The organism is Vibrio orientalis CIP 102891 = ATCC 33934, from assembly GCF_000176235.1.
GTDB classification, from domain to species: Bacteria; Pseudomonadota; Gammaproteobacteria; order Enterobacterales; family Vibrionaceae; genus Vibrio; species Vibrio orientalis.
This window is the reverse complement of sequence record NZ_ACZV01000005.1, coordinates 808,225-832,914: the sequence shown is the minus strand read 5'-3', so window position 1 is coordinate 832,914 and position 24,690 is coordinate 808,225. Positions and strand designations below refer to the sequence as shown.

At 46.1% G+C, this 24,690-nt stretch carries 22 protein-coding genes; 13 read left to right on the top strand and 9 right to left on the bottom strand.

Features of this window, described 5'->3' with window-relative positions; genetic code table 11:
- Positions 1–18: 18 nt before the first annotated feature.
- The gene (locus VIA_RS14655; protein ID WP_004413820.1) at positions 19–1,224 is read right to left on the bottom strand and encodes a cyclic di-GMP phosphodiesterase; all 1,206 of its coding nucleotides are present in this window, start codon (positions 1,222–1,224) and stop codon (positions 19–21) included.
- A gap of 295 nt (positions 1,225–1,519) precedes the next feature.
- Here VIA_RS14655 and purT point away from each other — a divergent pair, with 295 nt between their 5' ends.
- Positions 1,520–2,695: a formate-dependent phosphoribosylglycinamide formyltransferase gene (gene purT / locus VIA_RS14650; protein ID WP_004413818.1), complete on the top strand. Its 1,176-nt coding sequence runs from the start codon at positions 1,520–1,522 to the stop codon at positions 2,693–2,695.
- 66 nt (positions 2,696–2,761) lie between these two features.
- Here the strand turns inward: purT and VIA_RS14645 are convergent, their stop codons facing one another.
- Positions 2,762–3,409 (bottom strand): thiopurine S-methyltransferase, encoded by a 648-nt coding sequence (locus tag VIA_RS14645; protein WP_004413817.1) that lies wholly within the window; start codon positions 3,407–3,409, stop codon positions 2,762–2,764.
- A gap of 338 nt (positions 3,410–3,747) precedes the next feature.
- On the opposite strand from VIA_RS14645, the gene VIA_RS14640 reads away from it, so the two are divergent.
- Together VIA_RS14640 and VIA_RS14635 are read left to right on the top strand one after the other, a co-directional pair.
- Positions 3,748–4,521, top strand: coding sequence for a nucleotidyltransferase family protein (locus VIA_RS14640; protein WP_004413814.1), 774 nt, complete (start codon positions 3,748–3,750; stop codon positions 4,519–4,521).
- A gap of 109 nt (positions 4,522–4,630) precedes the next feature.
- Positions 4,631–5,611 (top strand): DUF3187 family protein, encoded by a 981-nt coding sequence (locus tag VIA_RS14635; RefSeq protein ID WP_004413812.1) that lies wholly within the window; start codon positions 4,631–4,633, stop codon positions 5,609–5,611.
- Here VIA_RS14635 and VIA_RS14630 read toward each other — a convergent pair.
- Positions 5,604–6,347 (bottom strand): sporulation protein, encoded by a 744-nt coding sequence (locus VIA_RS14630; protein WP_004413810.1) that lies wholly within the window; start codon positions 6,345–6,347, stop codon positions 5,604–5,606. The genes VIA_RS14635 and VIA_RS14630 overlap by 8 nt on opposite strands.
- A gap of 189 nt (positions 6,348–6,536) precedes the next feature.
- On the opposite strand from VIA_RS14630, the gene hutC reads away from it, so the two are divergent.
- From hutC to hutH, 5 genes are all read left to right on the top strand, one after another.
- Positions 6,537–7,247, top strand: a complete 711-nt coding sequence (gene hutC / locus VIA_RS14625) for a histidine utilization repressor (protein WP_004413809.1) — start codon at positions 6,537–6,539, stop codon at positions 7,245–7,247.
- 107 nt (positions 7,248–7,354) lie between these two features.
- Positions 7,355–8,566, top strand: a complete 1,212-nt coding sequence (hutI, locus tag VIA_RS14620; protein ID WP_004413807.1) for an imidazolonepropionase — start codon at positions 7,355–7,357, stop codon at positions 8,564–8,566.
- Positions 8,559–9,557 (top strand): formimidoylglutamase, encoded by a 999-nt coding sequence (gene hutG, locus VIA_RS14615; RefSeq protein WP_004413806.1) that lies wholly within the window; start codon positions 8,559–8,561, stop codon positions 9,555–9,557. Before hutI ends, hutG begins: the two co-directional genes overlap by 8 nt.
- A 90-nt stretch (positions 9,558–9,647) precedes the next feature.
- Positions 9,648–11,345, top strand: coding sequence for a urocanate hydratase (hutU, locus tag VIA_RS14610; protein WP_004413805.1), 1,698 nt, complete (start codon positions 9,648–9,650; stop codon positions 11,343–11,345).
- 5 nt (positions 11,346–11,350) lie between these two features.
- The gene (hutH, locus tag VIA_RS14605; RefSeq protein ID WP_174269808.1) at positions 11,351–12,898 is read left to right on the top strand and encodes a histidine ammonia-lyase; all 1,548 of its coding nucleotides are present in this window, start codon (positions 11,351–11,353) and stop codon (positions 12,896–12,898) included.
- A gap of 77 nt (positions 12,899–12,975) precedes the next feature.
- Here hutH and VIA_RS14600 read toward each other — a convergent pair whose 3' ends face one another.
- Together VIA_RS14600 and ydiJ are read right to left on the bottom strand one after the other, a co-directional pair.
- Positions 12,976–13,437 (bottom strand): methyltransferase family protein, encoded by a 462-nt coding sequence (locus VIA_RS14600; RefSeq protein ID WP_004413801.1) that lies wholly within the window; start codon positions 13,435–13,437, stop codon positions 12,976–12,978.
- 65 nt (positions 13,438–13,502) lie between these two features.
- Entirely contained in the window at positions 13,503–16,535 is a 3,033-nt protein-coding gene (gene ydiJ / locus VIA_RS14595) for a D-2-hydroxyglutarate dehydrogenase YdiJ (RefSeq protein ID WP_004413798.1), read from the bottom strand.
- A gap of 202 nt (positions 16,536–16,737) precedes the next feature.
- On the opposite strand from ydiJ, the gene VIA_RS14590 reads away from it, so the two are divergent.
- The 5 genes from VIA_RS14590 to VIA_RS14570 all read left to right on the top strand — a co-directional run bounded on the left by VIA_RS14590 (position 16,738) and on the right by VIA_RS14570 (position 20,666).
- Positions 16,738–17,424: a DUF3334 family protein gene (locus VIA_RS14590; RefSeq protein ID WP_004416437.1), complete on the top strand. Its 687-nt coding sequence runs from the start codon at positions 16,738–16,740 to the stop codon at positions 17,422–17,424.
- A gap of 202 nt (positions 17,425–17,626) precedes the next feature.
- On the top strand, positions 17,627–18,310 hold the full coding sequence (locus VIA_RS14585) for a DUF2786 domain-containing protein (protein WP_004413795.1): 684 nt from the start codon (positions 17,627–17,629) through the stop codon (positions 18,308–18,310).
- Positions 18,311–18,453: 143 nt separating this feature from the next.
- Positions 18,454–19,122: a YiaD family glycine zipper/OmpA-like lipoprotein gene (locus VIA_RS14580; RefSeq protein ID WP_004413792.1), complete on the top strand. Its 669-nt coding sequence runs from the start codon at positions 18,454–18,456 to the stop codon at positions 19,120–19,122.
- 156 nt (positions 19,123–19,278) lie between these two features.
- A complete protein-coding gene (locus VIA_RS14575; RefSeq protein WP_004413790.1) occupies positions 19,279–20,310 on the top strand; it encodes a J domain-containing protein in 1,032 nt (343 codons plus the stop codon).
- 170 nt (positions 20,311–20,480) lie between these two features.
- Positions 20,481–20,666: a hypothetical protein gene (locus tag VIA_RS14570; RefSeq protein ID WP_004413788.1), complete on the top strand. Its 186-nt coding sequence runs from the start codon at positions 20,481–20,483 to the stop codon at positions 20,664–20,666.
- A gap of 97 nt (positions 20,667–20,763) precedes the next feature.
- Here VIA_RS14570 and maiA read toward each other — a convergent pair whose 3' ends face one another.
- The 4 genes from maiA to hppD are packed head-to-tail and all read right to left on the bottom strand — an operon-like array spanning position 20,764 to position 24,628.
- Positions 20,764–21,411, bottom strand: coding sequence for a maleylacetoacetate isomerase (maiA, locus tag VIA_RS14565; RefSeq protein ID WP_004413787.1), 648 nt, complete (start codon positions 21,409–21,411; stop codon positions 20,764–20,766).
- The gene (locus VIA_RS14560; protein ID WP_004413785.1) at positions 21,404–22,417 is read right to left on the bottom strand and encodes a fumarylacetoacetate hydrolase family protein; all 1,014 of its coding nucleotides are present in this window, start codon (positions 22,415–22,417) and stop codon (positions 21,404–21,406) included. Before VIA_RS14560 ends, maiA begins: the two co-directional genes overlap by 8 nt.
- A 14-nt stretch (positions 22,418–22,431) precedes the next feature.
- On the bottom strand, positions 22,432–23,562 hold the full coding sequence (locus tag VIA_RS14555) for a homogentisate 1,2-dioxygenase (protein ID WP_004416440.1): 1,131 nt from the start codon (positions 23,560–23,562) through the stop codon (positions 22,432–22,434).
- Complete coding sequence (gene hppD, locus VIA_RS14550; protein ID WP_004413782.1) at positions 23,555–24,628, bottom strand: 4-hydroxyphenylpyruvate dioxygenase; 1,074 nt, start codon at positions 24,626–24,628, stop codon at positions 23,555–23,557. Before hppD ends, VIA_RS14555 begins: the two co-directional genes overlap by 8 nt.
- Between the last annotated feature and the right edge of the window lie 62 nt (positions 24,629–24,690).

Here is a 24,690-nt window from a genome sequence, read left to right as displayed (position 1 = left end):
TTTTTAGCCATTCTATATTTAAGCTTCATAGAATCGAGTGGCATCCACCTCAAGTTGACTTTGGGCAATAGCCCTTTCAATCTTCACTGGTGAACTCTTTAAATTGACAAACGCGACATCGATAAAGCGTTTATATTTTCGTGAGTAGAAGCATTTGATCTCTGGCTTAAGTGGCTCATTCGAATTAGAGGTCCAGACTATGCCTACTCGACCATCACTCAGTTCCACAATCGCTCCTACCGGATACACACCGATACAGTTAATGAATTTGTAGACCAACTCTTTATCAAGATGGTTGGGCGTCAGACTAAGCAAAATCTTAAACGCCTCTGCCGGACTCATCCCCTGCTTGTAACAACGGTCTGCCGTCAACGCATCATAGATATCAACGATACAGCTCATGCGTCCATGTGTTGGGAGCTGGTCTGCTGTTAGCCCATTCGGATAACCGGTACCGTCGAGCTTTTCATGGTGCATTAGGCACACATCTCGACTTACGTCACTTAAGCCATCGACAGTCACAATAATTTCACCTGCGAATACTTGGTGCAATTTCATGTGCTCGAACTCTTCAGCCGTCAATTTTGCAGGTTTATGGAGCACTTTATCGTCGACCTTAATCTTGCCAACATCATGAATAATGCCTCCAATCGCCATCTGCTTTAGTGTCTCTTTCGGCAGTTCAAGGTACTTGCCAAACGTCACTAACAGCGTTGCCACGTTCACTGAATGCTCAAGTAAATACTCATCTTTGCTACGCAGGGCTGAGACACAATGCAACGCGTCAGAATGAAGCAACACAGACTCAATCAAATCGTCAGCCATGACATCGAGCTCATCTAGCTCAATAGGCTTCCCTTCAAACGTCTGGGTTAGAATCTTTTGAGCTAGCCCTTTCGCATCGCGAATGATTTTTTGTGCTTTCTGTTGTTGAGAAAAACGGCTAAGCTTTTTCTTCTTGACTGGCTTAACTTCCTCAGCCGTCTCTTCTTCTGGCTCTGGTTCAACGGCAGGCTTAAACACGCTGCCCTTTGCCGACAATTCTGGGTCAACCCAAGCAAACTTGATACCATTGTCAATCAACTGTTTGATCGCCTGCTGCGACGAAACGCGCCCAGCATTCGCTAGGTTGACTCGCTTACTATCTTCAATGGCGGTGACAAACATGCCTGTCATCAACGTATTGATAGGGATTTTCACTGAGTTTTTCGGGTCATACTGCATGAATACTGAAGCCAGTTAAATGTTAAGGAAAGTTTAATTCATTAAAATTATATCTCTAATTGCTGGGTTTTACTTAATTTGTCCATATTTAGATGCGAATCCATCAATATCTTAGCGAAAACTTGAGACCTTAAGCAGTATTGTCGAGAAAATAATCATCTTTTCATTCATTTAAGCTAACGGGGCGTTATTGGTAGATAAAATCATTAAACAACCCGCGCAAACGTTTGCTTTTTATCTTAGCTTAAGTATTATGCGTCACAGTTATTACTCCTCTTAAACGTTAAGGTTATTTATGTTTGGTACTGCGACAGCTAAAAATTCGACACGTGTTCTGCTCTTAGGCTCTGGTGAACTTGGCAAAGAAGTCGCCATTGAGTGTCAACGTCTTGGCCTTGAAGTCATCGCCTGTGATCGCTATGAAAATGCACCAGCCATGCAAGTAGCTCATCGCAGTTACACATTAGATATGCTTGATGATAACGCACTAGAAGAGATCATTGCTAAAGAACAACCTGATTACGTCGTACCAGAGATCGAAGCCATTGCGACAGACACACTAGTCAAGCTTGAAGCTAAGGGGCTCAACGTCGTCCCGACCGCTAATGCAACCAAACTCACCATGAATCGAGAAGGTATTCGTCGCCTTGCTGCTGAAGAGCTGAAGTTGACCACTTCACCTTATCGCTTTGCTGATAACTATGAAGAGTTTGCTGCTGCCGTTGAAGCAGTCGGCATTCCTTGTGTATGTAAACCAGTGATGAGTTCTTCAGGTAAAGGCCAAAGTGTTATCAAAGCCCCTCAAGATGTTGAAAAAGCATGGGACTACGCTCAAGAAGGCGGTCGTACTGGTGCGGGTCGTGTGATTGTCGAAGGCTTTATCGACTTTGACTACGAAATCACTCTACTTACAGTACGCGCGGTTGATGGTGTGCACTTCTGCGCGCCAATTGGTCATCGCCAAGAAGATGGGGATTACCGTGAGTCATGGCAGCCACAAGCGATGTCTGATAAAGCGTTACAAGCCGCTCAAGATGCTGCTGGCAAGGTGGTAAACGCACTTGGTGGTTACGGTATTTTCGGTGTAGAGCTGTTTATCAAGGGTGATACGGTCATCTTTAATGAGGTTTCCCCTCGACCTCACGATACTGGTTTGGTCACATTAATGTCTCAAGATAGCTCTGAGTTCGCCCTTCACGTGCGCGCATTTACAGGTATGCCAATCGCAGGCATTACTCAGTATGGCCCGGCGGCATCGGCTGTCATTTTAGGCCAAGGCTCGTCAACCGACATTCAATTTGATGGTTTAAGCGAAGCGCTTGCACTACCGCAAACGCAAGTGCGTCTGTTTGGTAAACCTGACATTGATGGTCGACGCCGCCTAGGTGTCTCTATCACCCGTCGAGACACTATCGAACAAGCTATCGAAGACGCAGTAGCAAGCGCTGCAAAGGTAAAAGTCGTCTACTAAATCGCTTTTGCGAATTAAAACTAAAAGGCCTGGTTCACTGACCAGGCCTTTTTCATTGTGCTTGTTTTAAGCTTCGATGAGATACACTTCTTCAGCGAATCGTGATAACCCTTTTTTGGCAATCTTTGGATGATCATCACCCGCTTCATCACGATAAAGTTTGGTCACTTTGAACTCTGAATAGAGTGAACGTATCTCTTGCTCTGCCACAGAGAACGGAGGGCCTGCCATTTCTGACTGTTGATAATCCAAGCTTACCAACAATATACGAGCGCCTGGCTTGAGTAGTGATTTAATTTTTTGCACATACTCAGCGCGCATCTCTTGTGGCAGTGCGACCAAAGACGCACGATCGTAAACAATATCGACTGGCTGAATCGGCGCAGTAAAGAAATCGCCGGTATAAATCGACAGCTCATCAAACTGAAAGAGCTCATGCTGACCATTGACTGGCATCACCATCGGGGTATAGAAATGCTCTGCAAAGAAAGCTCGAACGGCAATGTTACTTAATTCGACGCCTTGCACATCTTCATGCTTCGTCGCAAGCCAAACCAAATCTTCTGACTTACCACATAGCGGGACAAAGACTTTATCTTGGTGATTTGGCTTAGTGTGGTTCCAATATTGAATCAATAGCGGGTTCACATCTTCCAAATGGAAACCTATCTGGTTGGCCGCCCATTTACCATGCCAAAATTCGGGATCTCTCATTATCATTCTCATTGACTGACTTTAGTGGGCATAGCCTATCTGAAACCGTTCGCAAGTGGTATCCCCGTTTAACAACAAGATGAAAACTCTATTCAGATTAAGTTCATGTTGACCGTTTATACTTGCTTACAAGTTAGCAATGAACCTTGATTCAACGATGAACTCTAAACAAGTGTTCGAATTTTTGAGAGTGACGTCAAAGTTCAGAATAAGAGCAAGGCGGTGCTGCTTGGAATAATAAATAGCAGCCCCATTTAATAAGTACAGATGAGTAGTGCTAGTGATTGAATCCTTTTTCGACACCTTTTAGCTAAGCCCTAAACATCTAAGGAGAGTGAATGAGCCTATTTTTGCGAACGACGGCCCTGATGCTTCTAATGCTCAGCCGTGCCCCTGCATTTGCTGCTATTCCACCCGCACCAGGTAACGAGGAAAACCGTTCAACTAACCAGAACGAGGTTTGCTCGAAAGCATTCAAACATAACCTAAGCGGCCTGTACGGCATTCAATCTATTTCGTCTTCACCAGTACAACCCTATTCTGATTTCGATGTGCTTTACAGCAAAGCGCACCAAGCTCAAGCCGAGCTAGAAACTCTATGTAAAAGCACTGCGCTATTAACTTCAACCGAGGCATATTTTGCTGGCGTAAAATCTTCTGAGCGTGCGAAAGAAAAAATCGCCTACGAACTGGATGGTCAGACAGAACGCATTACTGACCTAGCCCGCGCAACTATTGTAGCGGATGATATTGAAGGCTTGATGTCAGCTTATGAAGTGCTAAACCGCGAAACCACCATCGTCAAAGTCAAAAATCGCTTCAAGAAACCAGCAGCTTCCGGTTATCGCGACCTTAACCTCTTAGTGCAATTGCCTAAAACGAATCTGGTCGCTGAAGTTCAGATCCACTTAAAAGCCATTGCTGATGTGAAAAGTGGCCCAGAGCATGCCATTTACGAAAGAATTCAAAAAATCGAGCGTACCGCTGCCATCGAATCACGTGATTTCAACGAGATTGAACAAGCGCAAATTCGTAATATGCGCCGAGAGTCTAAAGAGCTGTATCAAAATGCTTGGCAGCCCTACATCACTACTCACCTAAGCGCTGCGTAAACACTTATTAAGGCCAATCCTTCCCTTCGATTGGCCGTAATTTTTCGCAACCCCTAAACTTATGAACTAACTTTTGACAAAAGAGTTAATAAAAAGTTTGGAGGTAAGCATGCGAGTATACGCTGGATTATTCACTGCGTTTGCTAGCCTCCTAATGCCTGCCAAAGGCTTCTCTGACGACGGTTTTGGCCCAGTGCAGGGTTACACTCAATCACCCTTTCATACCAATAATCTCTCTCCGCAACTTCGCTCTGGCTTTTCGCTGCCGACCTCACACTATGAGATTTACAGCGCTGGGGTAATATCGAGTATCTGGGCTGTAACCGAACACTATGAGCTCGACTATTATCAAAACCAAATTGCTCTCGGGGCTAAATGGCAGTTGAACTCAAACTGGCAGTTGGATGTTCATTATCGTTGGAATTACGCTGGCAATAATCATCTTGATAGCCCGACCAAAAAGTTTCACGAGTTTTTTGGTTTAGAACAAAATGGCCGCGATAACGTCGAAAATCATCGCTTTGTAATTGATATGCCTGAATATGGGATTCAGCTAGAGGGATTTAGGGGAGAAACGTTAAGCCATGCTCTGACCGGCTATCTTCAATACCAGCTTTATACTCTACCCCACCACGGGGCGTCGTTTGGATTTTCACTCTATTACAATGACACTTCTCATGGCATCTTCAGTTCATCAGATTTTGAACAAGCAATCCAGATTAACTATGGCTATGTTCGCGGCGCCCATTCATTAGACGCTACCGCTGCCGTTACCTTTCGCAACACACCGACTGTATTTGAACAAATGCCATATCGAGATCGCACTTGGATGGTTGGCGCAAGTTACCGCTATCACCTCTACGACAGGCACACGCTCATCGCGCAGATAGCAGTATTACAAGGTGTCACGGATGATGATGGCGAGTTCTCTGAACCTTCAACCGAGTTTACTTACGGCTATCGTTACACACTCAAAAATACCGCAGTGGAACTCACTGCGGTAGAGAATATGTTTAACGCTGACAACAGTACCGATATCGCATTTGGTGTCGCGTTTCGCTATCGTTTTGGCGCTAATGAGGCTAAATAGACAAGATGCGATTTACCACCGAGTTGATTTCACTGTCAGAGGCATCTTTTGCTAACGAGAAAGAGACGTATTGGTCGCCTCTCATGCTAAATGAGCGATCCACTTCCGCTAAGCAATGTACGAGATTGCCATCAAGAATAAATGACAGTTCAATTTCTTTGCGGTTGATAAACCCATTGCTGCGGAATTCAATTTCTTGGTAACAACCAGACTTAGAAGAGAAGTTACCACCACGCAGTTGTCCTTTCTCAACATCCGCTTTCACCATCGCAAAACCGGATTGTTCAATACCAGACAGTACTTTCGCCACGACTGGCAATGGTTTTACTTCCACAAAGTCACGATCTTTAGGATCGATAGCGAAATCAATATCAAGCGTGGTTTCTACCCAGACGTGACACAAATTTTTCAGAACATTTAACGCTGTAATCGGCGTTTCATCATTCAATCTGAATTCAAAAGGCACTTGTTTTGTTTCATTTGGCTGAATGACAAACGGTTGCACCGCTTGAAGTGTACCCATAATGAAGTCTTGGTAACTGGTGCTTTCATCACTTTCAACTTTCACTTCTGTACACAGTTTTAAGTTAATCGCGTCAATTTGCTGCTCAACGTCACCACCTTTGATATGAACCGTGCCTTTTAAAGTGTCACCTTGAAAGACTGACATACTGTCTAAAACCGTATCGACTTTCGCTGCGCCAATTCCCAAAGATGCCTTTAACTTTCCAAACATAAATTGTCCTTATGATTTATTATGCTTAATGATTTATCTTGATGAGGTCATTTATGCAAGCGCTTTCGAGCCGTATGGTGAAAAAACGTGCACACTCGAAAGATTTAGCCATCCCTTCAGCCGCATCTCTTGCATTAATCACATAAATGTATAACCATTTGTATAGTCAAATATAAAGAAAATGATTTTATGAGTAGTTCGCCTCTTTACCTGCAGATTAAGCAATTTATTTCCGATCAGATCGATCAGGGTCTATGGCCGGTTGGACATCGCATTACTACTGAGCTAGAGCTGACTAAACAGTTTAAGGTCAGTCGAATGACGGTCAATAAAGCGATTCGAGATTTGGTTGCTGAAGGCCGCTTAGTAAGGCGTCCTCGGCTAGGTACCTTTGTTTGCACCCCTGACGACAAAGCTGAGTCGCCACTACTCGATATTCGTAACATTGCCAAAGAAGTTGAGCAACGCGGCAAACAATACAGCAGCAAAGTAATTAAGCAGGTTTCGCTCACTGCTGATGACACAGTGGCGATGAAGCTTGGAGTCATGCTAGGCAGTGAAATTTTTTATAGTGAAATCATTCACTTTGAAGATAAGTCCCCTATCCAACTCGAACTTCGCTGGGTCAACGCAAGCTACGCGCCGAACTACCTAGAGCAAGATTTCTCGCAAATGACGCCCAACCAATATCTTTCAGAAAACTGTCCTCTCAGTGCGATTGAACATACTGTTGAAGCGATCGTTGCTGATGACGCAGTCCGCTCTGCACTCAGACTGGCTATCAACGAACCCTGCTTACTACTTAATCGTCGAACTTGGAGCGACGAACGCCTAGTTAGCACCGCATTACTCTACCATCCGGGCACTAGATACAAATTAAGCTCTAAAGTTTTGCTCTGATAAAGAATTTCATACTTTTTACTGATCACATTTTCGCAACATTAAACTTGATCAATTGACTGATTTGAACGAATAATTGTATATACATTTAAATCAGAGCAACCGATATGAGTTTTTGCAGTGATCTCGTTTTGTCGAACGCCAAAGTCGTCTCAATGACACCAGGCCAAGATGGCTACGTCCTCTCCCCTCTATGCCATTTACTGATCAAAGATGGGCGTATAGCCGCAGTATCGCAACAGCCAATCGAATCCCAAAACACTTACGATTGCCAAGGTAAACTGGTCACACCCGGCTTTATTGATTGTCACACCCACCTCATTTTTGCCGGTAGCCGAGCGGACGAGTTTGAACAGCGCCTTAACGGTGTTCCCTACCAAGAAATAGCCAAACAAGGCGGCGGTATTCTTTCTACGGTTAGAGCGACTCGCCAAGCCAGTGAAGAGCAATTAACCGAGCTCGCGTTGCCAAGGCTAGATGGCTTAATTCAAACCGGCGTGACCAGTGTTGAAGTAAAGTCAGGCTATGGTTTAACCATCAATGACGAAATCAAAATGCTACGCGCTGCAAAAGCGCTAGAAGCGCATAGAAAGATTCGCGTTTCTACGACACTTCTTGCAGCCCATGCCCTGCCTCCTGAGTATGCTGGCCGCGCCGATGATTACATCGATTTAGTCTGTAACGAAATCATCCCTTTTGTCGCTGAAGAGCAGCTAGCCACCAGCGTCGATGTTTTTTGTGAGTCCATTGGCTTCAACCTATCCCAAACAGAAAAAGTCTTTCAAGCTGCCGTCGAACACGGCTTAAACGTAAAAGGCCACACTGAACAATTATCTAACTTGGGTGGGACAGCGCTTACTGCGCGCTATTCAGGCCTGTCTGCCGATCATATCGAGTTTTTGGATGAAGAAGGTGTTAAAGCTCTCGCCAAATCAAATACGGTCGCGACACTTTTACCGGGTGCATTTTACTTTCTTAAAGAAACTCAACTTCCGCCTATCAACTTGCTGCGCCAACACCAAGTTCCAATGGCAATCGCGACAGATTTGAACCCCGGCACATCACCGTTTGCAGATTTGACTATGATGATGAATATGGGTTGCACTTTGTTTGGTCTGACACCAGAAGAAACGCTACGCGGTGTCACCGCAAATGCAGCCAAGGCGCTCGGCTATGGAGCAACGAGAGGTCAAATCGCCACCGGTTTTGATGCCGATTTGGCAATCTGGGATGTCTCTCACCCCGCCGAGTTTAGCTATTTCCAGGGCGCACCTCGACTTTCTGCGCGCCTTGTGGCCGGAGAATTAGATCATGTCTAATCAAATGACAACAAGCCAAGATTTTCATTGGCAAGGTCGCCACGACGCAGAGGATGGCGCGCAAGGCAAACGCGTTCACCATGTCGTAAGACAAATGCAAGTCAGTGAGTTACAGCCTTACCACAACGCCATTAGTCTCCTTGGGTTTTGTTGTGACGCTGGCGTTGCTCGCAATAAAGGCCGTATCGGTGCTCACCGTGCTCCGGATTTAATTCGCCGCGCTCTGGCTAACATGGCATGGCATAAAGAGAGTCACCTCATCGACTTGGGTAACGTCATATGTGATGATGATTTACTCGAGCAAAGCCAAGAGCAGTGTGCCGACGTCATCGCCACAGCGCTAAAGTCGACCCCTGTCATTACCTTAGGTGGCGGACATGAAGTCGCATGGGCATCGTTCCAAGGTTTAGCGCGCTACTTTGAGTATATTAACCCAGCCAAGCCACCCAAAATTGGCATTATCAACTTCGATGCGCATTTCGATTTACGCGCTTTTGAAAGTGAGCGTGCCGATGTTAAACCGAGCTCAGGGACCCCATTTAACCAAATTCAAAAATACTGCTCCGAGAAAGACTGGCCGTTCCACTACGCCTGTTTAGGTGTGAGTAAAGCAAGCAACACTGAGGCACTTTTCAAACGCGCAGATGAGTTGAACGTCTGGTACATAGAGGATAAAGAACTCACGCCGCTCAATCAGGTCTACCACTTAACTCAGTTGCAGCACTTTATCGACAATTGTGACTTTATCTATCTCACCATCGACTTAGACGTTTTCCCCGCCGCAACAGCCCCTGGTGTCAGTGCACCTGCTGCGCGCGGTGTGAGCATTGATACTATCGCCCCTTTTATCGACCGAATTTTACATTACAAACAAAAACTGGCCCTCGCAGATATCGCAGAGTACAACCCAACGTACGACGTAGACAGCCAAACCGCCCGTCTCGCCGCACGTTTATGCTGGGATATCGCTAACGCCTTTTCAGAAAAATAACAATCAACCAAATAGTGGGCAGTGAATAGGATGCATCAGCATCAAAGACCCCTATTTGTCTGAATAACGTGAACCACAAGGAGTTTTACCATGACACAGCGCCAAGTAGAGGATATGCGTCTCGATACCACAAGGACTATACGTGCCCCACACGGTACCACCTTGAGAGCGAAATCTTGGCTAACTGAAGCACCGCTTCGAATGCTGATGAACAACTTAGACCCTGACGTCGCGGAGCACCCGCACTCATTGGTTGTTTATGGTGGTATTGGCCGTGCAGCCCGTAACTGGGAGTGTTATGACAAGATTGTCGAAGTACTTGAACGCCTAGAAGATGATCAAACACTGTTGGTTCAATCAGGAAAACCTGTTGGCGTTTTTCCAACTCATAAGAATGCCCCTCGCGTACTTATTGCTAACTCTAACCTTGTACCTCACTGGGCGAATTGGGAACACTTCAATGAGCTCGATAAACAAGGTCTGATGATGTACGGCCAGATGACCGCTGGCAGCTGGATCTACATTGGTTCACAAGGCATTGTTCAAGGCACATACGAAACCTTCGTCTCGGTAGCGAAAAAGCACTTTGATGGTGAAGCCAAAAACCGTTGGGTGCTAACCGGTGGTCTTGGTGGCATGGGCGGCGCTCAGCCTCTTGCTGCAACAATGGCAGGCTTCTCTATGATTGCGGTTGAGTGTGATGAATCACGTATCGATTACCGTTTACGCACTGGCTATGTCGATAAAAAAGCAACCAGCCTAGATGAAGCATTAGCGATTATCTATGAATCAGAAACGCCGGTTTCCGTTGGTCTACTGGGTAACGCAGCGGATATATTCCCTGAACTGGTAGAACGTAACATTACCCCTGATGTTGTGACTGACCAAACCTCAGCACACGATCCGCTTAACGGCTACCTACCAATTGGCTGGTCGATGGAACATGCCGCAGACATGCGCCTAAAAGATGAAGCTATGGTCGTTGACGCAGCAAAAGAGTCTATGGCAATCCAAGTCAAAGCGATGCTGGCTCTACAAGAGCGCGGTGCAGCGACCCTCGATTACGGCAACAACATCCGTCAGATGGCTCTAGAAAAAGGCGTCGAGAATGCCTTCGATTTCCCCGGCTTCGTTCCTGCTTATATTCGTCCATTGTTCTGTGAAGGTATTGGTCCATTCCGCTGGGCTGCACTGTCTGGTGACCCAGAGGACATCTACAAAACAGACCAAAAAGTGAAAGAGCTGATCCCAGACAATCCGCATCTACATAACTGGCTAGATATGGCGCGTGAACGTATTCATTTTCAAGGTTTGCCTGCACGTATCTGCTGGGTTGGCTTAAAAGATCGTGAGCGCCTAGGCCAAGCCTTCAATGAAATGGTTAAAAATGGCGAGCTAAAAGCGCCAGTGGTGATTGGTCGTGACCACTTAGACTCAGGTTCGGTTGCCAGCCCTAACCGCGAAACAGAAGGGATGATGGATGGTTCAGACGCTGTTTCTGACTGGCCGCTAATGAACGCACTACTAAATACCGCTGGCGGCGCTACTTGGGTTTCTCTACACCACGGTGGCGGCGTTGGTATGGGCTTCTCACAGCACTCAGGTATGGTAATTTGTTGTGATGGTAGCCAAGATGCATCAGAACGTATTGCTCGCGTTCTGCATAACGACCCTGCAACTGGCGTTATGCGCCATGCGGACGCTGGCTATGATATTGCTAAACAATGTGCAGCAGAGCAAGGTCTTGACCTACCGATGCTAAACGAAGAACTGCGTAAGCTTAAATAAGGATTATGAAGATGTTAAACCTCACACTTAAGCCGGGACAACTTAACCTAGCCTTACTGCGTCAAGTGAGCCGCTCGCCAATCAATCTCACCCTTGACTCAGAGGCGGTACCAGCGATTGAAGAAAGCACGCAAGTAGTTGAGCAAGTAATCGCAGAAGATCGCACTGTCTATGGTATTAATACTGGCTTCGGTCTATTAGCTAACACGCGTATTGCCCCTGAGGACTTGGAAACGCTACAAAAAAGTATCGTACTGTCACACGCCGCGGGTATTGGTGAGTTTATGTCTGATGAAACCGTCAGACTTATGATGGTGTTGAAAATCAATAGCTTGTCACGTGGTTACTCCGGCATTCGCCTAAAAGTGATTCAAGCGCTGATCGACTTAGTTAATTCGCAAGTCTACCCATGTGTGCCGCAAAAAGGCTCAGTTGGCGCGTCGGGTGATTTAGCACCTCTTGCCCATATGAGTACGGTATTACTTGGTGAAGGAGAAGCGCGTCATAACGGCAAAATCATTTCAGGTATTGAAGCTCTTAAGATTGCTGGCCTTGAACCGATCACCCTTGCGCCAAAAGAAGGCCTAGCGCTTCTAAACGGCACTCAAGCATCGACTGCTTTTGCATTAGAAGGCCTGTTTGCAGCAGAAGATCTGTTCGCGTCCGCAACAGTGTGTGGCGCGATGTCAGTGGAAGCAGCACTTGGAAGTCGTCGTCCATTCGATCCGCGTATTCACCGCGTACGTGGCCATCGTGGACAAATGGATGCCGCTGCAGCGTATCGCCACCTACTCGATATCAACAGTGATATTGGTGAATCACACACGGGTTGTGAAAAGGTTCAAGACCCATACTCACTGCGCTGTCAGCCTCAGGTAATGGGCGCATGTTTGCAGCAAATTCGTAATTCCGCAGATATCTTGCAAGTTGAAGCAAACTCAGTGTCGGATAACCCGCTAGTATTCGCTGAAGATGGCGATATTATCTCTGGCGGTAACTTCCACGCCGAGCCTGTCGCAATGGCAGCAGATAACCTCGCCTTGGCGATTGCTGAAGTAGGCAGTCTGTCAGAGCGTCGTATGGCCCTGCTGATTGACAGTGCCCTTTCGAAACTGCCACCGTTCTTGGTAGACAACGGCGGCGTTAACTCAGGCTTTATGATTGCTCAGGTAACCTCTGCGGCACTGGCGAGCGAAAACAAAACTCTGGCTCACCCAGCTTCGGTTGATAGTTTACCAACCTCAGCCAACCAAGAAGATCATGTATCCATGGCAACTTTCGCAGGTCGCCGTCTACGTGACATGGCCGAAAACACCCGTGGCATTCTTGCGGTCGAGTACCTATCTGCCGCGCAAGGGCTAGACTTCCGCGCGCCAAATAAGTCATCGGCTCGTATCGAAGAAGCGAAGCAGATCCTAAGAGAGAAAGTTTCGTTCTACGATAAAGACCGTTACTTCGCACCCGACATCGAAGCGGCAAACGCACTGCTTAAACTAGCGGTACATAACCACTTGATGCCTGAGGCACTATTGCCAAGTGTGAAAATGGCTTAAGTCGATTAACCAGCACACAAATACAAAGCCCTGCTTTCTAACGCAGGGCTTTTTCATTTAAGGTTAAATTATCTAGACTAAATCCAGCGTCTAACTCTTTGTTTGTAATCAATATACGACGCACCAAACAAAGCTTCTAAAGCGCGTTCTTCAGGAAGAATTTGGAAACGGTTCATATAGAGGATGAATGTAAAAGAAAACGCGATTGAAATAAGGTTCTGCTGCCAATAGGCAAAACCAAACAAAAGCAGAAAGAGTCCGAGGTACATCGGATTACGGGTATAGGCGAAAATGCCACTATCGACCACTGTTGAGGCTGTCTCTACCTTAACCGGATTAACCGTCGTTTGAGCTCGTCTGAACTCATATACTCCGGCAATACCGACAAAGCCCGCCACGACGAAACAGACTAAAAACACCACTAAGCTCAGCGGCAAATTTACCGTAAAACGAACAAACTCATGGCTGATATGATTGATGGCAACAACAAATAAGACAAACAACGCCACCGGTGGGATCTTTCGTTCTAATACATCCATGTACATTCCCTATAGTTAACTTACCTATAAAAATAGCTTAACCATAAAGGCTGAGCTATTAGACGTTATACTATCTTCAATAAAGCTTGCAGCGGATGCTGAACCTTTTCCTGTTCAAAGCGCTTCACTTGGCTTCGACAAGAATAGCCCGTCACCAGGCAGCGCTCCTTAGGTAAATCTTGCAGCCTTGGCTTCCAGCTTAGGCCATAAATATCTTTCGACATCTGCAACTTATCTACCTCATGACCAAAGGTACCCGCCATGCCACAGCAACCCACCGGAACGGAATCCAATCGAGCGCCAAAGTGCGCGAAGATCGCTCCCCACTCTTTCTCTGCATTTGGCATCTTGGTCTTTTCAGTACAGTGAGCAAACAAGTACCAAGGTTCATCACCATTAGGCGCTTGCTGTTCAAACTCTGCCAATTTCGGCTCTAACCATTCGTGCACTGTTAACACTTGGAAGTCACCACGTTTCTCTTGCAGCACTTCTTGGTACTCATCTCGATAGCAGAGCACCAAAGCAGGATCGACACCGACCAAAGGAATATTAATATCCGCCACTTGCTGCAAGAACGCCGCGGTATTTTTCGCGTTGTTGGCAAATTTCTTAAGGAAACCTTTCACATGCTGAGCTTTGCCATTTGGCTTAAACGGCAATAATACTGGCGTTTTACCTAACTTACTCACTAGCGTCGCAAAGTCTTCAACCACTTGAGCGTCGTAGTAGCTCGTAAACGGGTCTTGAACGATCACAACGTGATTGGCTTTATCTTGTTTTGACAACGCAGCCAAAGCCTGGAGATCAAACGCTTTGAGTCCTGAGAGTCGTTTACTCAAGGTAGGGATAGACAGGAGTGGCGAATCCACATAGCCCACCGACTTGGCCGTTAGATCTTGAACCCATTGCTGCTTTAACGCACCGTTAACCAACTGAGGCGCCTTGGCTAGTACTGGCAGCATACTTTCAATATTCGCTACTAAATAGTCTTTCGCTGGGCGCTGGTAACGTGAGTAGTAAATATTTAAAAAGCGCGAACGGAAGCTTGGGACATCCACTTTAATCGGACATTGGCTCGCACACGCTTTACATGCCAGACAGCCATTCATCGCCTCATACACTTCATGAGAAAAGTCATACTCATGACGCTTATTTAGGCTGTTGCGAACGCGGTCAATCATAGTCTTGATTGACGCGCTCTCTTGCAGAGCTTGCTGCTCTAGATCAAGAATATCAACGCCTTGGTCGGTTAGTTGACGGAGCCACTCTCTCACCATACCTGCGCGCCCTTTTGGCGAATGTCTTCTATCCGCGGTCACTTTCATCGAAGGACACATTGGTGACGAGGTATCGTAATTAAAGCATAGGCCGTTACCGTTGCACTCCATCGCTTGCTTGAAGCTGTCGCGCACTTGAACGTCGATTTGGCGATCATAGTAGCCACGTTTGGTATCGGTCACTTTAACCAGTTCATGGTTACTTTCTAGCGGCGTACAAATCTTGCCCGGGTTCATCTTATTGTGTGGATCGAACGCAGATTTGACTCGACGAAGCTCAGTAAACAGCTCTTCACCAAAAAACTCTGGACCATACTCAGAACGGAAGCCTTTGCCATGCTCGCCCCACATCAGGCCACCATATTTCGCCACCAGCTTGACCACCTCATCAGAGAGTTCATGCATCAGAGCTTCTTGCTTCGGATCGCACAAGTCTAACGCCGGACGCACGTGCAAAACACCGGCATCTACATGCCCAAACATACCGTAGTTGAGTGATTTCGCATCAAGCAGCTCTCTAAACTCAACGATAAAGTCCGCTAAGTTCTCAGGTGGTACACAGGTGTCTTCGGCGAAGGCAACGGGCTTTGCTCGTCCTTTTGCTGCGCCAAGCAGACCCACTGCTTTTTTACGCATATTGTAGATGCGACCAATGCTCGCGACATCGCTACATACTTGATAACCAATGATGCCTGCTTCATTGCTCTCCATCATGGCATCTAGGCGCTGGCTCAATGCTTCAACCAAAGCGTTGACTTCTTGCTCATCTTGTCCTGCAAACTCGACCATGTTGATGCCCTGCATATCTTTTCCAGGTACATCGGTAAGTAAATCACTGACGGTATGCCAAACAATATCTTTCTTGGCTAAATTCAATACTTTCGAGTCAACCGTTTCGACCGACAATGCCTTTGCTTCAACCATAAACGGCGCGTTACGCAATGCGGATTCAAAACTGTTGTATTTAACGTTCACCAAGGTACGTGCTTTCGGGATTGGCGTAAGGTTGAGCTTTGCTTCAGTGATAAAGGCTAGAGAGCCCTCTGCGCCACACAGTACGCGAGTAAGGTCAAATTGGTCTTGCTCTACATCTAAAGAATTTTTGAGGTCATAACCCGTTAGAAAGCGATTGAGGGGCGGAAATTTCTCATCAATTTTCGCTCGTTTTTCGCGACATACTTTCTCTGTCGTATGGTAAGCAGTAAAAGCATACTCTCCCTCTTCCGGCAGACCGCGAGATAAGTCAGATTCAATGGTCGAGCCATCCGCAAACACCGCTTGCAACGAAAGGACGTGGTCAGAGGTTTTGCCGTACTTTAGCGAGCCTTGACCGGATGCATCAGTATTGATCATACCGCCAAGTGTTGCGCGATTACTGGTTGAAAGATCAGGAGAGAAAAAGTACCCATATGGCCGAACCGCATCATTGAGCTGATCTTTTATCACACCCGTTTGAACACGAACCCAGCCTTCATCTTCATTGATTTCAAGGACTTTGTTCATGTGACGCGACAAATCAACCACAATACCTTTGGTCAAAGATTGACCATTGGTACCAGTACCGCCACCGCGAGGAGAAAAAGTAATTCGTTCATACTGGGAGTCATTACTCAACTTACCGATGAGTACCACGTCTTGCGTTGATTTGGGGTGAACAACCGCTTGAGGTAGTTGCTGATAAACACTGTTATCCGTGGCAACCGCTAAACGACTAGAAAACTGACTTTCAATGTCGCCTTTAAAACCAGCGGCTTCGAGTTCTTTTAGAAAGGTGAGTACAATCGGATCCACATCCGACTGAGAATGTAATCTTGGTAACATTGGCTTCCTGCTCCCTACGACGCTGATCCAATCAGCACTGGGTTCGCTAAAATTTGAACTATTATTTGAATCTCGTCACTTTACAACATTTAAAAGGGTGATCAAAACAGAAATGCAGTGTCAGAATGGAACTTATCGCATTTTTTTCCCACACTTAAAATGAATAAAAACAATTTGAAGTGTTTCTATGAGCGAATCATCCATGAAAAAAAATAAAGTTGTCACAACAGAAGATATTCTATTAAAGCTATGCCAGTCCGTTTCTGGTGTATTGAGTTCAGCAACCAGCTCGCAAATTACTTACTCAGCTATGGTGCAAAAAATCACCAAGACCAGCTTAAAACCTGACTTTGGCTGTTTTGTACTTTTCGATGGTGGCTTCTCTGGTTTAGTGGTTATTAACTTCACCTCTAAAGCTGCATTAGAAGTTTACACAAACTACATGCGCAATATGGGAATGCCTGAAGAAGAGCTTGCCGTCCTGCACACCTCTGATGAAGTCGCTGACGTACTTGGGGAGCTAATGAACCAATTGGTCGGTAACTTTACCAATCAAGTTCGTAAAGATCTTCATACTCACATCACTCAGAACCAACCGAAAATGTTGGCACTGAATAAGCAAGTGAACCTCTCAGTAGATACCAACCTTGACCGACCGCAAGCCCGTCGTGTGACCTTCTCTACCGATCAAGGCAACATTTTCTATTTAGAACTTGCGATGGATAAAACTGAGTTTATCCAATTAGAAGATTTCGAATCGGCTGAAGACGAGTGCCCAGATACTATTCTGGAAAAAGCTCAGCAAAAAATGAAGTCGGATAAAGAGACAAAGTCTGAAGCGGCGAGTGGTGCCAGCGCAAACGACTTGCTTGATGAACTAGGCATCTAACCTCGTCGCTTGTCCGTAATTTTGTATGTGCGCTACCACCTTTTGGTGGTGGCGTGTGTTCGTTTTCACTATTCGTCCCCACTTAAATCTTCGTCCTGATCTCATCCGACATCGGCTATTCTTTAGCTGGATTATTTCCGTTTTGGGCCATAACACGTTAAAATGTCCGACTTCGTAAAATTAGTGAGATTTGTTCCGTTCAATGGATAAACAGAAAGCCCTTAAAAAAATTGCAAAATGTTTAGAGCTTGGTAACTCAGCCAACGTAAACGAAGCAGCAAATGCGATTAAAATGGCTCATCGTCTAATGCTGAAATACGGCCTAGATAAAGACGATATCGAGTTTATCAAGATGGGCAAGACTCAATCGACGCATTTACTCCCAGCGAATGTCGGTTCAAATATCCTAAGAATCATTCGCGGTATTAACACCAAATTTGGTGTTGAAGCAGTACTGTTGAATCATAAGGGCTTAAAGCGTGTCGAGTTTATCGGTGAAGCTGACCGAGCCATCTTCGCAGCCTTCGCCTTCGATATCATCTATCGTGAGATGAACGAGCAAACAGGCAGGTTCCGTAACGGGTTCGCGGGATCAGGGACTTCCAATGCTGAAGTTACCCGTCGTGTGAACTCATTTCTTTCTGGCTGGGTTGAAGGCGCACTTGAAAAACTGCCGATCATCAGCCCCGATGAGGACTCAGCCAAGAAAATTGATGATTACATCGATAAAGAGTTCCAAAACATCGATCGTGAGACCTTTAAGCAGCAGCTTAGAGAGGCGATGAAGAACCTAACTGATGACTATGAGGTCGGTTTAAAGAAAGGCCGCACTGTTTCGGTCAGCCGTCCAATCAATGGTGCTCAAGCGCCTAAAATGCTCAGATAGTTCAAAAAACACACACCAACTGTCATATTGTGTCAAATTATGCTTTTTAGATTTGACATAACGAATATCATAAGGTTTATTCACTGCTGATCAAAAACCCGCATGAATTTCGGGGAACTAGCATAATACACGGAGATGTTATCGTGAAAAAAATGACTCTTGCTTTGGCTGTCGCAATCGCTCTTACTGGCTGTCAGGCAACTCAACGCCAAAACGCGACCACTGGTGAATCAGAAACTAACTCAGCAACAAAAGGCGCACTCATCGGTGCTCTTACTGGTGTTGCTGTTGGCCTAGCGACGGGTGATAACGCGGATGAACGTCGCAAACATGCGCTAATTGGTGCTGCAGGCGGTGCCGCAGTCGGTGGCGGTGTCGGTTACTACTTTGACCAGCAAGAAGCTGCACTTCGCAAAGAGCTACTAGACTCAGGTGTTCAAGTAGAGCGCGTTGGCGAAAACCAATTGATGCTTCGTTTAGAAAACGGCATCGGCTTCCAATCTAGCTCTTACGCGCTGGACCCAAGCATCCACAACACGCTACGTGGCGTTGCACGTATTCTCGTTGAATACCCAGACACTAGCCTAGTGATCGATGGCCACACAGACAGCACGGGGAGCGATACAACCAACCAAGTATTGTCTGAGCGCCGCGCTGAATCTGTACGCTCATACCTAGTTTCACAAGGTGTAGCGGCTGGCCGTGCAGTGGCGCGTGGTAATGGCGAGCGTTACCCAATATGTACTAACGACACAACAACAGGTCGTGCATGTAACCGTCGTGTAGAGATCCAAATTCTACCGCTTAAATAAGTAACGGCGTAACAGTACAGCAAATCACAATTGGCTTCTTCGGAAGCCAATTTAGTATTGGTTACACAATTTTCACTCATCTTGCTCTATCTCTGCGTACTAATTGATATACTTAGCCAATAGTTAAGTTGGTTTAAGCCGTTCTCGAGGTCACTTTTGCGCACACTCTCGCTACTTTTATTATTTTTATCCTCTTCATGCATAGCGCAACCTATCGAAGAGCTGCTCCAAAGTGCGCAGAACCAAGACGTCCAAGCCCAACTAGAACTGGCTAATCGTTATTCCACAGGAGACCAAGTCGAACAATCGCAATCTGAAGCGTTCTATTGGTACCAACAAGCAGCAAAAAATGGCAACAACAATGCTGCAGCAGCTTTAGGGCACGCCTACTTTACGGGCGATGGTACGAAGGCAGACACTGAAAATGCGATTTTTTGGCTAAGCCACGCAGCAAGCAATGGCAGTCCAGAGGCGGCTAAATCGCTTGGAAAACTCTACGAAAGTCTCAAGCAAGGTCCTAATGCTCTTGACCTCGCAGAGTTATGGTACGAAGAGGCATCACGCAATGACCCTCAAGCAGAAGAAGATTACGCGCGCGTACTAGAAGCGCAATTTAATGCCCGTCGCGCGAAACAAGTCTCGGCTATCGAGCAGCTTGAAGTGGCGTTTGATACGACAGATATTGAAGTGAACCCAAAAGCGCAGTCGATTGCCAACAGCCAAGATGCCCAGAATATGACGTTATATGGAATTGTTGCCCTACTCGGCGCAAGTCTACTCGTCATCGCTTGGCTATTTCGTCGCAATCAACGTCTTTCACTCTCATCAACAGAGCTCGACGATGAAGCAAAGCGTAAACAGATTAAGTTAGAGCGAGAACTAAAGCGAAAAGATGAACAACTGAAACAGCAAAAGCGCCAGTTGGAAACGCTATATCGTCATATCAAGAAACAGCAAGCGCATGCTCCCAAAGAACAAAGCTCACAGCCAAACCCTAAAGAAAAACCACTAACCTTAGCCTGTGCATTGTTTGGGTACAGCCCTAACGCAGTTCCGGACGAAAAGCAGGTTAAAGCTCGTTATAAGCAATTATCTAAAATCTATCACCCTGACTTGAAAGGAAGTGACGCGGAAATGAAACGTTTAAACCAAGCGTTAAAACTGATCCTTAAAGTCGTTAACAAATAGTTACAAAATGCGCATCGCTAAGTTGTGTAAATACGATAAGCCTTGCAATACCAAGCTGCGCAATCGATCCCCCTCCCATTAAACATAACAAATGCTTAACCAATCCATGTTCTCTATGCCATAATTTGCCGCGAAAATAACACCTAGGTTATAAAGGTGAGGAGAGTATTATGTTTACGATCGAAGGCATCTGCGACTGGTGTAAAAAGCCAAGTATGCTTGCCAAGCATGAGTATGTTGATGGTTTATGCCACCATTCATGCAAGGAGTGCAATGATATGGCGACACTAGATGTACGTCAGTTTAACATTGCTGAGCTACAACAAAGAGAACGTAACCCTAACGGTTTACGCTAAGTTGTTCGCTTCTCCGAGAAGGGATGAGGGCCGCCATGGGGTGGCCTTTTTGCTTTTTATCATAAGCGAAAATGACAACCCCTTCTTATTTTACCTCTTACATCGCATCAGGTTGCTGTTCTGGGGCCGCTTGAATAAACGCCCGCACCTTACCAAGTGACGTTGTCACATCATGCAAATTGGGATAGCTCGTCAAATCGACTCCAAAGCGCTGCGCATTGTACATTTGTGGCATTAAGCAGACATCAACCAATGATATCTCGTTTCCGACACAGTACTGCCCTCTCGTTACCGAAATACGTTGCTCTAAAGCCTCAAATCCAGTCGCAATCCAGTGCTTATACCACGCACTTTTGTCATCCTCATCGACATGAAGTTCATTACTTAAATACTGCAACACACGTAAATTGTTTAATGGATGAATATCGACAGCGATATCTTGTGCCATCGCTTTAATTAAATAGCGCGCCTCTCCACTCTTTGGCACAAGTAAGGCATCACTGTAAGTTTCGTCAAGATAATCGATAATCGCTAACGATTGGTTAAGTACCATGCCATTATCCACAAAGACAGGAACCAACTGATTTGGATTTAAGCGCTTAAATTCGGTGGAGTGTTGCTCCCCACCGTTATTAACCAAATGCACAGAGCGCTGTTGGTATTCTAGCCCTTTTAGGTTCAGAGCAATCCGTACTCGATAAGCCGCTGACGAACGCCAGTAACTGTAGAGAATACGATCATGCATACTTCACCACCTGCTGATCGATAGAGCCAAAAATTGACTCGCCATCCTGATTCAGCATTTCCATCTTAATTCGATCGCCAAATTTCATAAATGAGGTCGATGGTGAACCATCACGAATGGTTTCAATCATGCGTACTTCAGCAATACAAGAGTAACCTACTCCCCCTTCAGAGATGGCCGTTCCGTATTCCGTGCCCTGCTTATTCGATACGGTGCCAGAGCCAATAATGGCTCCTGCAGACAGAGGACGCGATTTGGCGGCATGAGCGATAAGCTCTGGAAACTCGAAAGTCATATCAACGCCGGCATTCGGGCACCCGAACGGTTGGTTGTTATAGAAACTCAGCAATGGCAGATTCACCTTACCGCCGTCCCAGTCTTTACCTAATTCATCTGGCGTTACCGCAACGGGCGAGAAGACTGAAGATGGCTTAGATTGGAAGAAGCCAAAGCCTTTACCTAACTCATTGGGAATTAAACCACGTAATGAGACGTCATTGACAAGCATCAGTAATCGAATCGATTTTGCCGCGTTCTCAATCGATACTCCCATTGGCACATCGCCTGTTACTACCGCGACCTCACCTTCAAAATCAATCCCCCACTCTTCACTTGTAACTGGGACATCATCTCTAGGCCCGATAAACGCATCAGAGCCACCTTGGTACATCAATGGGTCGGTCCAAAAACTTGGGGGCATTTCAGCACCGCGTGCTTTTCTCACCAACTCAACGTGGTTTACATAAGCAGATCCATCCGCCCATTGATAAGCGCGCGGTAAAGGTGACTCACACAGCGCTTGATCAAAGGTCATCTCTTGGGTCAATTCGCCATTATTTAGCGCTATGTAGAGCTCATTAAGTTGTGGTTCAACATTGTCCCAGTTGTCCAACGCGTATTGCATCGTCTGAGCCACTTCAGGAACAGCAACGCATTTAGCAAGATCTTTACTGACAACGACCAACAAGCCATCACGGCTATCATTTTTCAAGCTAGCTAATTTCATACTTTATCCTCGCGTTACTTTTCCTGCCAACTGTAGATATATTGTTGATTTTCTACTTGTTTTGCTTCATCACTAAACTCAAGTGCATGGCGAGTATCAATCATCACTGCCACTTCATCGGTAAACTTTTTCTTATATTCCTGTCCCGCTTTGAACGCTTTGGGGTGAGGACCGTGAGCAAATCCTGCTGGATGAAAAGTCACCATACCCGCCTCAATATTGTCTCGGCTGAAAAAGTCTCCCGCGTGATAAAACAGCACTTCGTCGTAGTCATCATTACTGTGATAAAAAGGCACTTTCAACGCACCAGGATCGCTTTCAATAGGCCGCGGTACAAAGGTACACACCACAAAGCCTTGGCCGACAAACGTCGTGTGCGCTGAAGGAGGTAAGTGGTAGCGATGAGACATCAGCGGCCTGATATCACGCCAGTTGACACGCACCACAGAAAGGTCGCCATGCCAGCCGATGGCATCGAGTGGATTAAATGGGTAAGTCACGACGCTCACTTCGCCATGGCGCTTAATGTGAACCTGCGTCGATTGCTCTGAGTACTGCGCCTTAAACGCCTCATCAATCTTAGGTACATCTAATACTGCAGGGTCGAATATGGCGTGATTACCGACCATCCCCTTATCTGGCAGGGTGTAAGCTGCATCAGTGTTTTCTATCATCAAAACAAACATTGGCTCATGGGGCTCAATACGCCATGTCGTCGAACGAGGGATCATCACATAATCCCCTTCGGTCACTTCTAAATGGCCATAATCACAAAACAAGTCTGCTTTGCCTTGGTGGATAAATAACAATTCATCACCATCAGCATTGCGCACCAAGTGACTCATCTCTTTATCAAACTTCCACACTCTGACTTTACAGTTTGTATTGTGCAGCAAGTGAGGCACAGACCAAGGTGAGGTTTGAGTTGCCGTCTCAACATCGTTGAAATCGAACGCGCGGGGTTTTAGCTCCCCCTCCCATTCACTCCAACCGGTGGGTGCGTGCTGATGATGGAAGTGAGCCGCAGGACCGAAGAATCCACTTCGCCCTGCTTCCCGCTCGTAAATGGCCTCTTCCGGGAAGTCCGCATGTGCTTGTTTAGAGCACACTCCCTCCCGGTGAGGGAATGTAATCCATTTATGCATCATCGAGTACCCCACGGCGAATTTGATCTTCTTCGATCGATTCAAACAGCGCTTTAAAGTTACCTTCACCAAATCCTTCATTGCCTTTACGCTGAATGATTTCGAAGAACACTGGGCCAATAACCGTTTGTGTGAAGATCTGCAGCAAGATGCCATCTTTCATCGGAGCGCCATCAATCAAGATGCGTAAATCACGTAGTTTCGCCACATCTTCACTGTGACCTTCTACACGATCATTCACTTTTTCATAGTAAGTATCTGGTGTCGGCATGAAGTCCATACCACGGTCGCGCAGCGTCTGAACCGTTTGGTATATGTTGTCAGTGGTTAAGGCGATATGTTGAATACCCTCACCATTGTATTCACGAATGAACTCTTCGATTTGCGACTTATCGTCCGAAGATTCATTAATTGGGATACGGATTTTTCCGCAAGGCGCTGTCATCGCTCGGCTTACAAGGCCTGTAAGTTTACCTTCGATATCAAAGTAACGAATTTCGCGGAAGTTACCGATGCGCTCATAGAAACCTGACCACACATCCATGTTGCCTTGTTTCACATTGTGAGTCAGATGGTCGATTTCATACAGACCCACGTCCATTTTGGCTAAACGCTCTTTGGCATCATCGTAGAATCGGAAATCGACCTCATAAATACTGCCGTCTTGGTAACGATCGACAAAGTACAGCAGACTTTCACCGATCCCATAAATCGCTGGGATACTCAGCTCCATTGGCCCGATTTCAGTCACGTACTCTTTTCCGCCGTTGTCCTGCGCTTGTTTCATTGCCACTGCCGCATCTGCAACGCGAAAAGCCATGCCACAAACCGATGGGCCATGCACCTTAGCAAATGCGTGCGCCTGACTATGAGGCTGGGCGTTGACAATAAAGTTCACATCACCTTGGCGATATAACCAAGCTTCCTTTGAACGGTGCTTCGCGACTTCTGCAAACCCTAGAGAGTTAAACAAGTTTTTTAACTTCTCAATGCCCTCTTGGTCTGCCGCTGTGTATTCGACAAATTCAAAGCCATCGGTGCCTAGTGGGTTGTACGCTTCGTTCATTTTTGATCCCTCGTTATTGGTTAACTCCGTGTTTCTTTCAATAACTTGGATCACATCGAGTG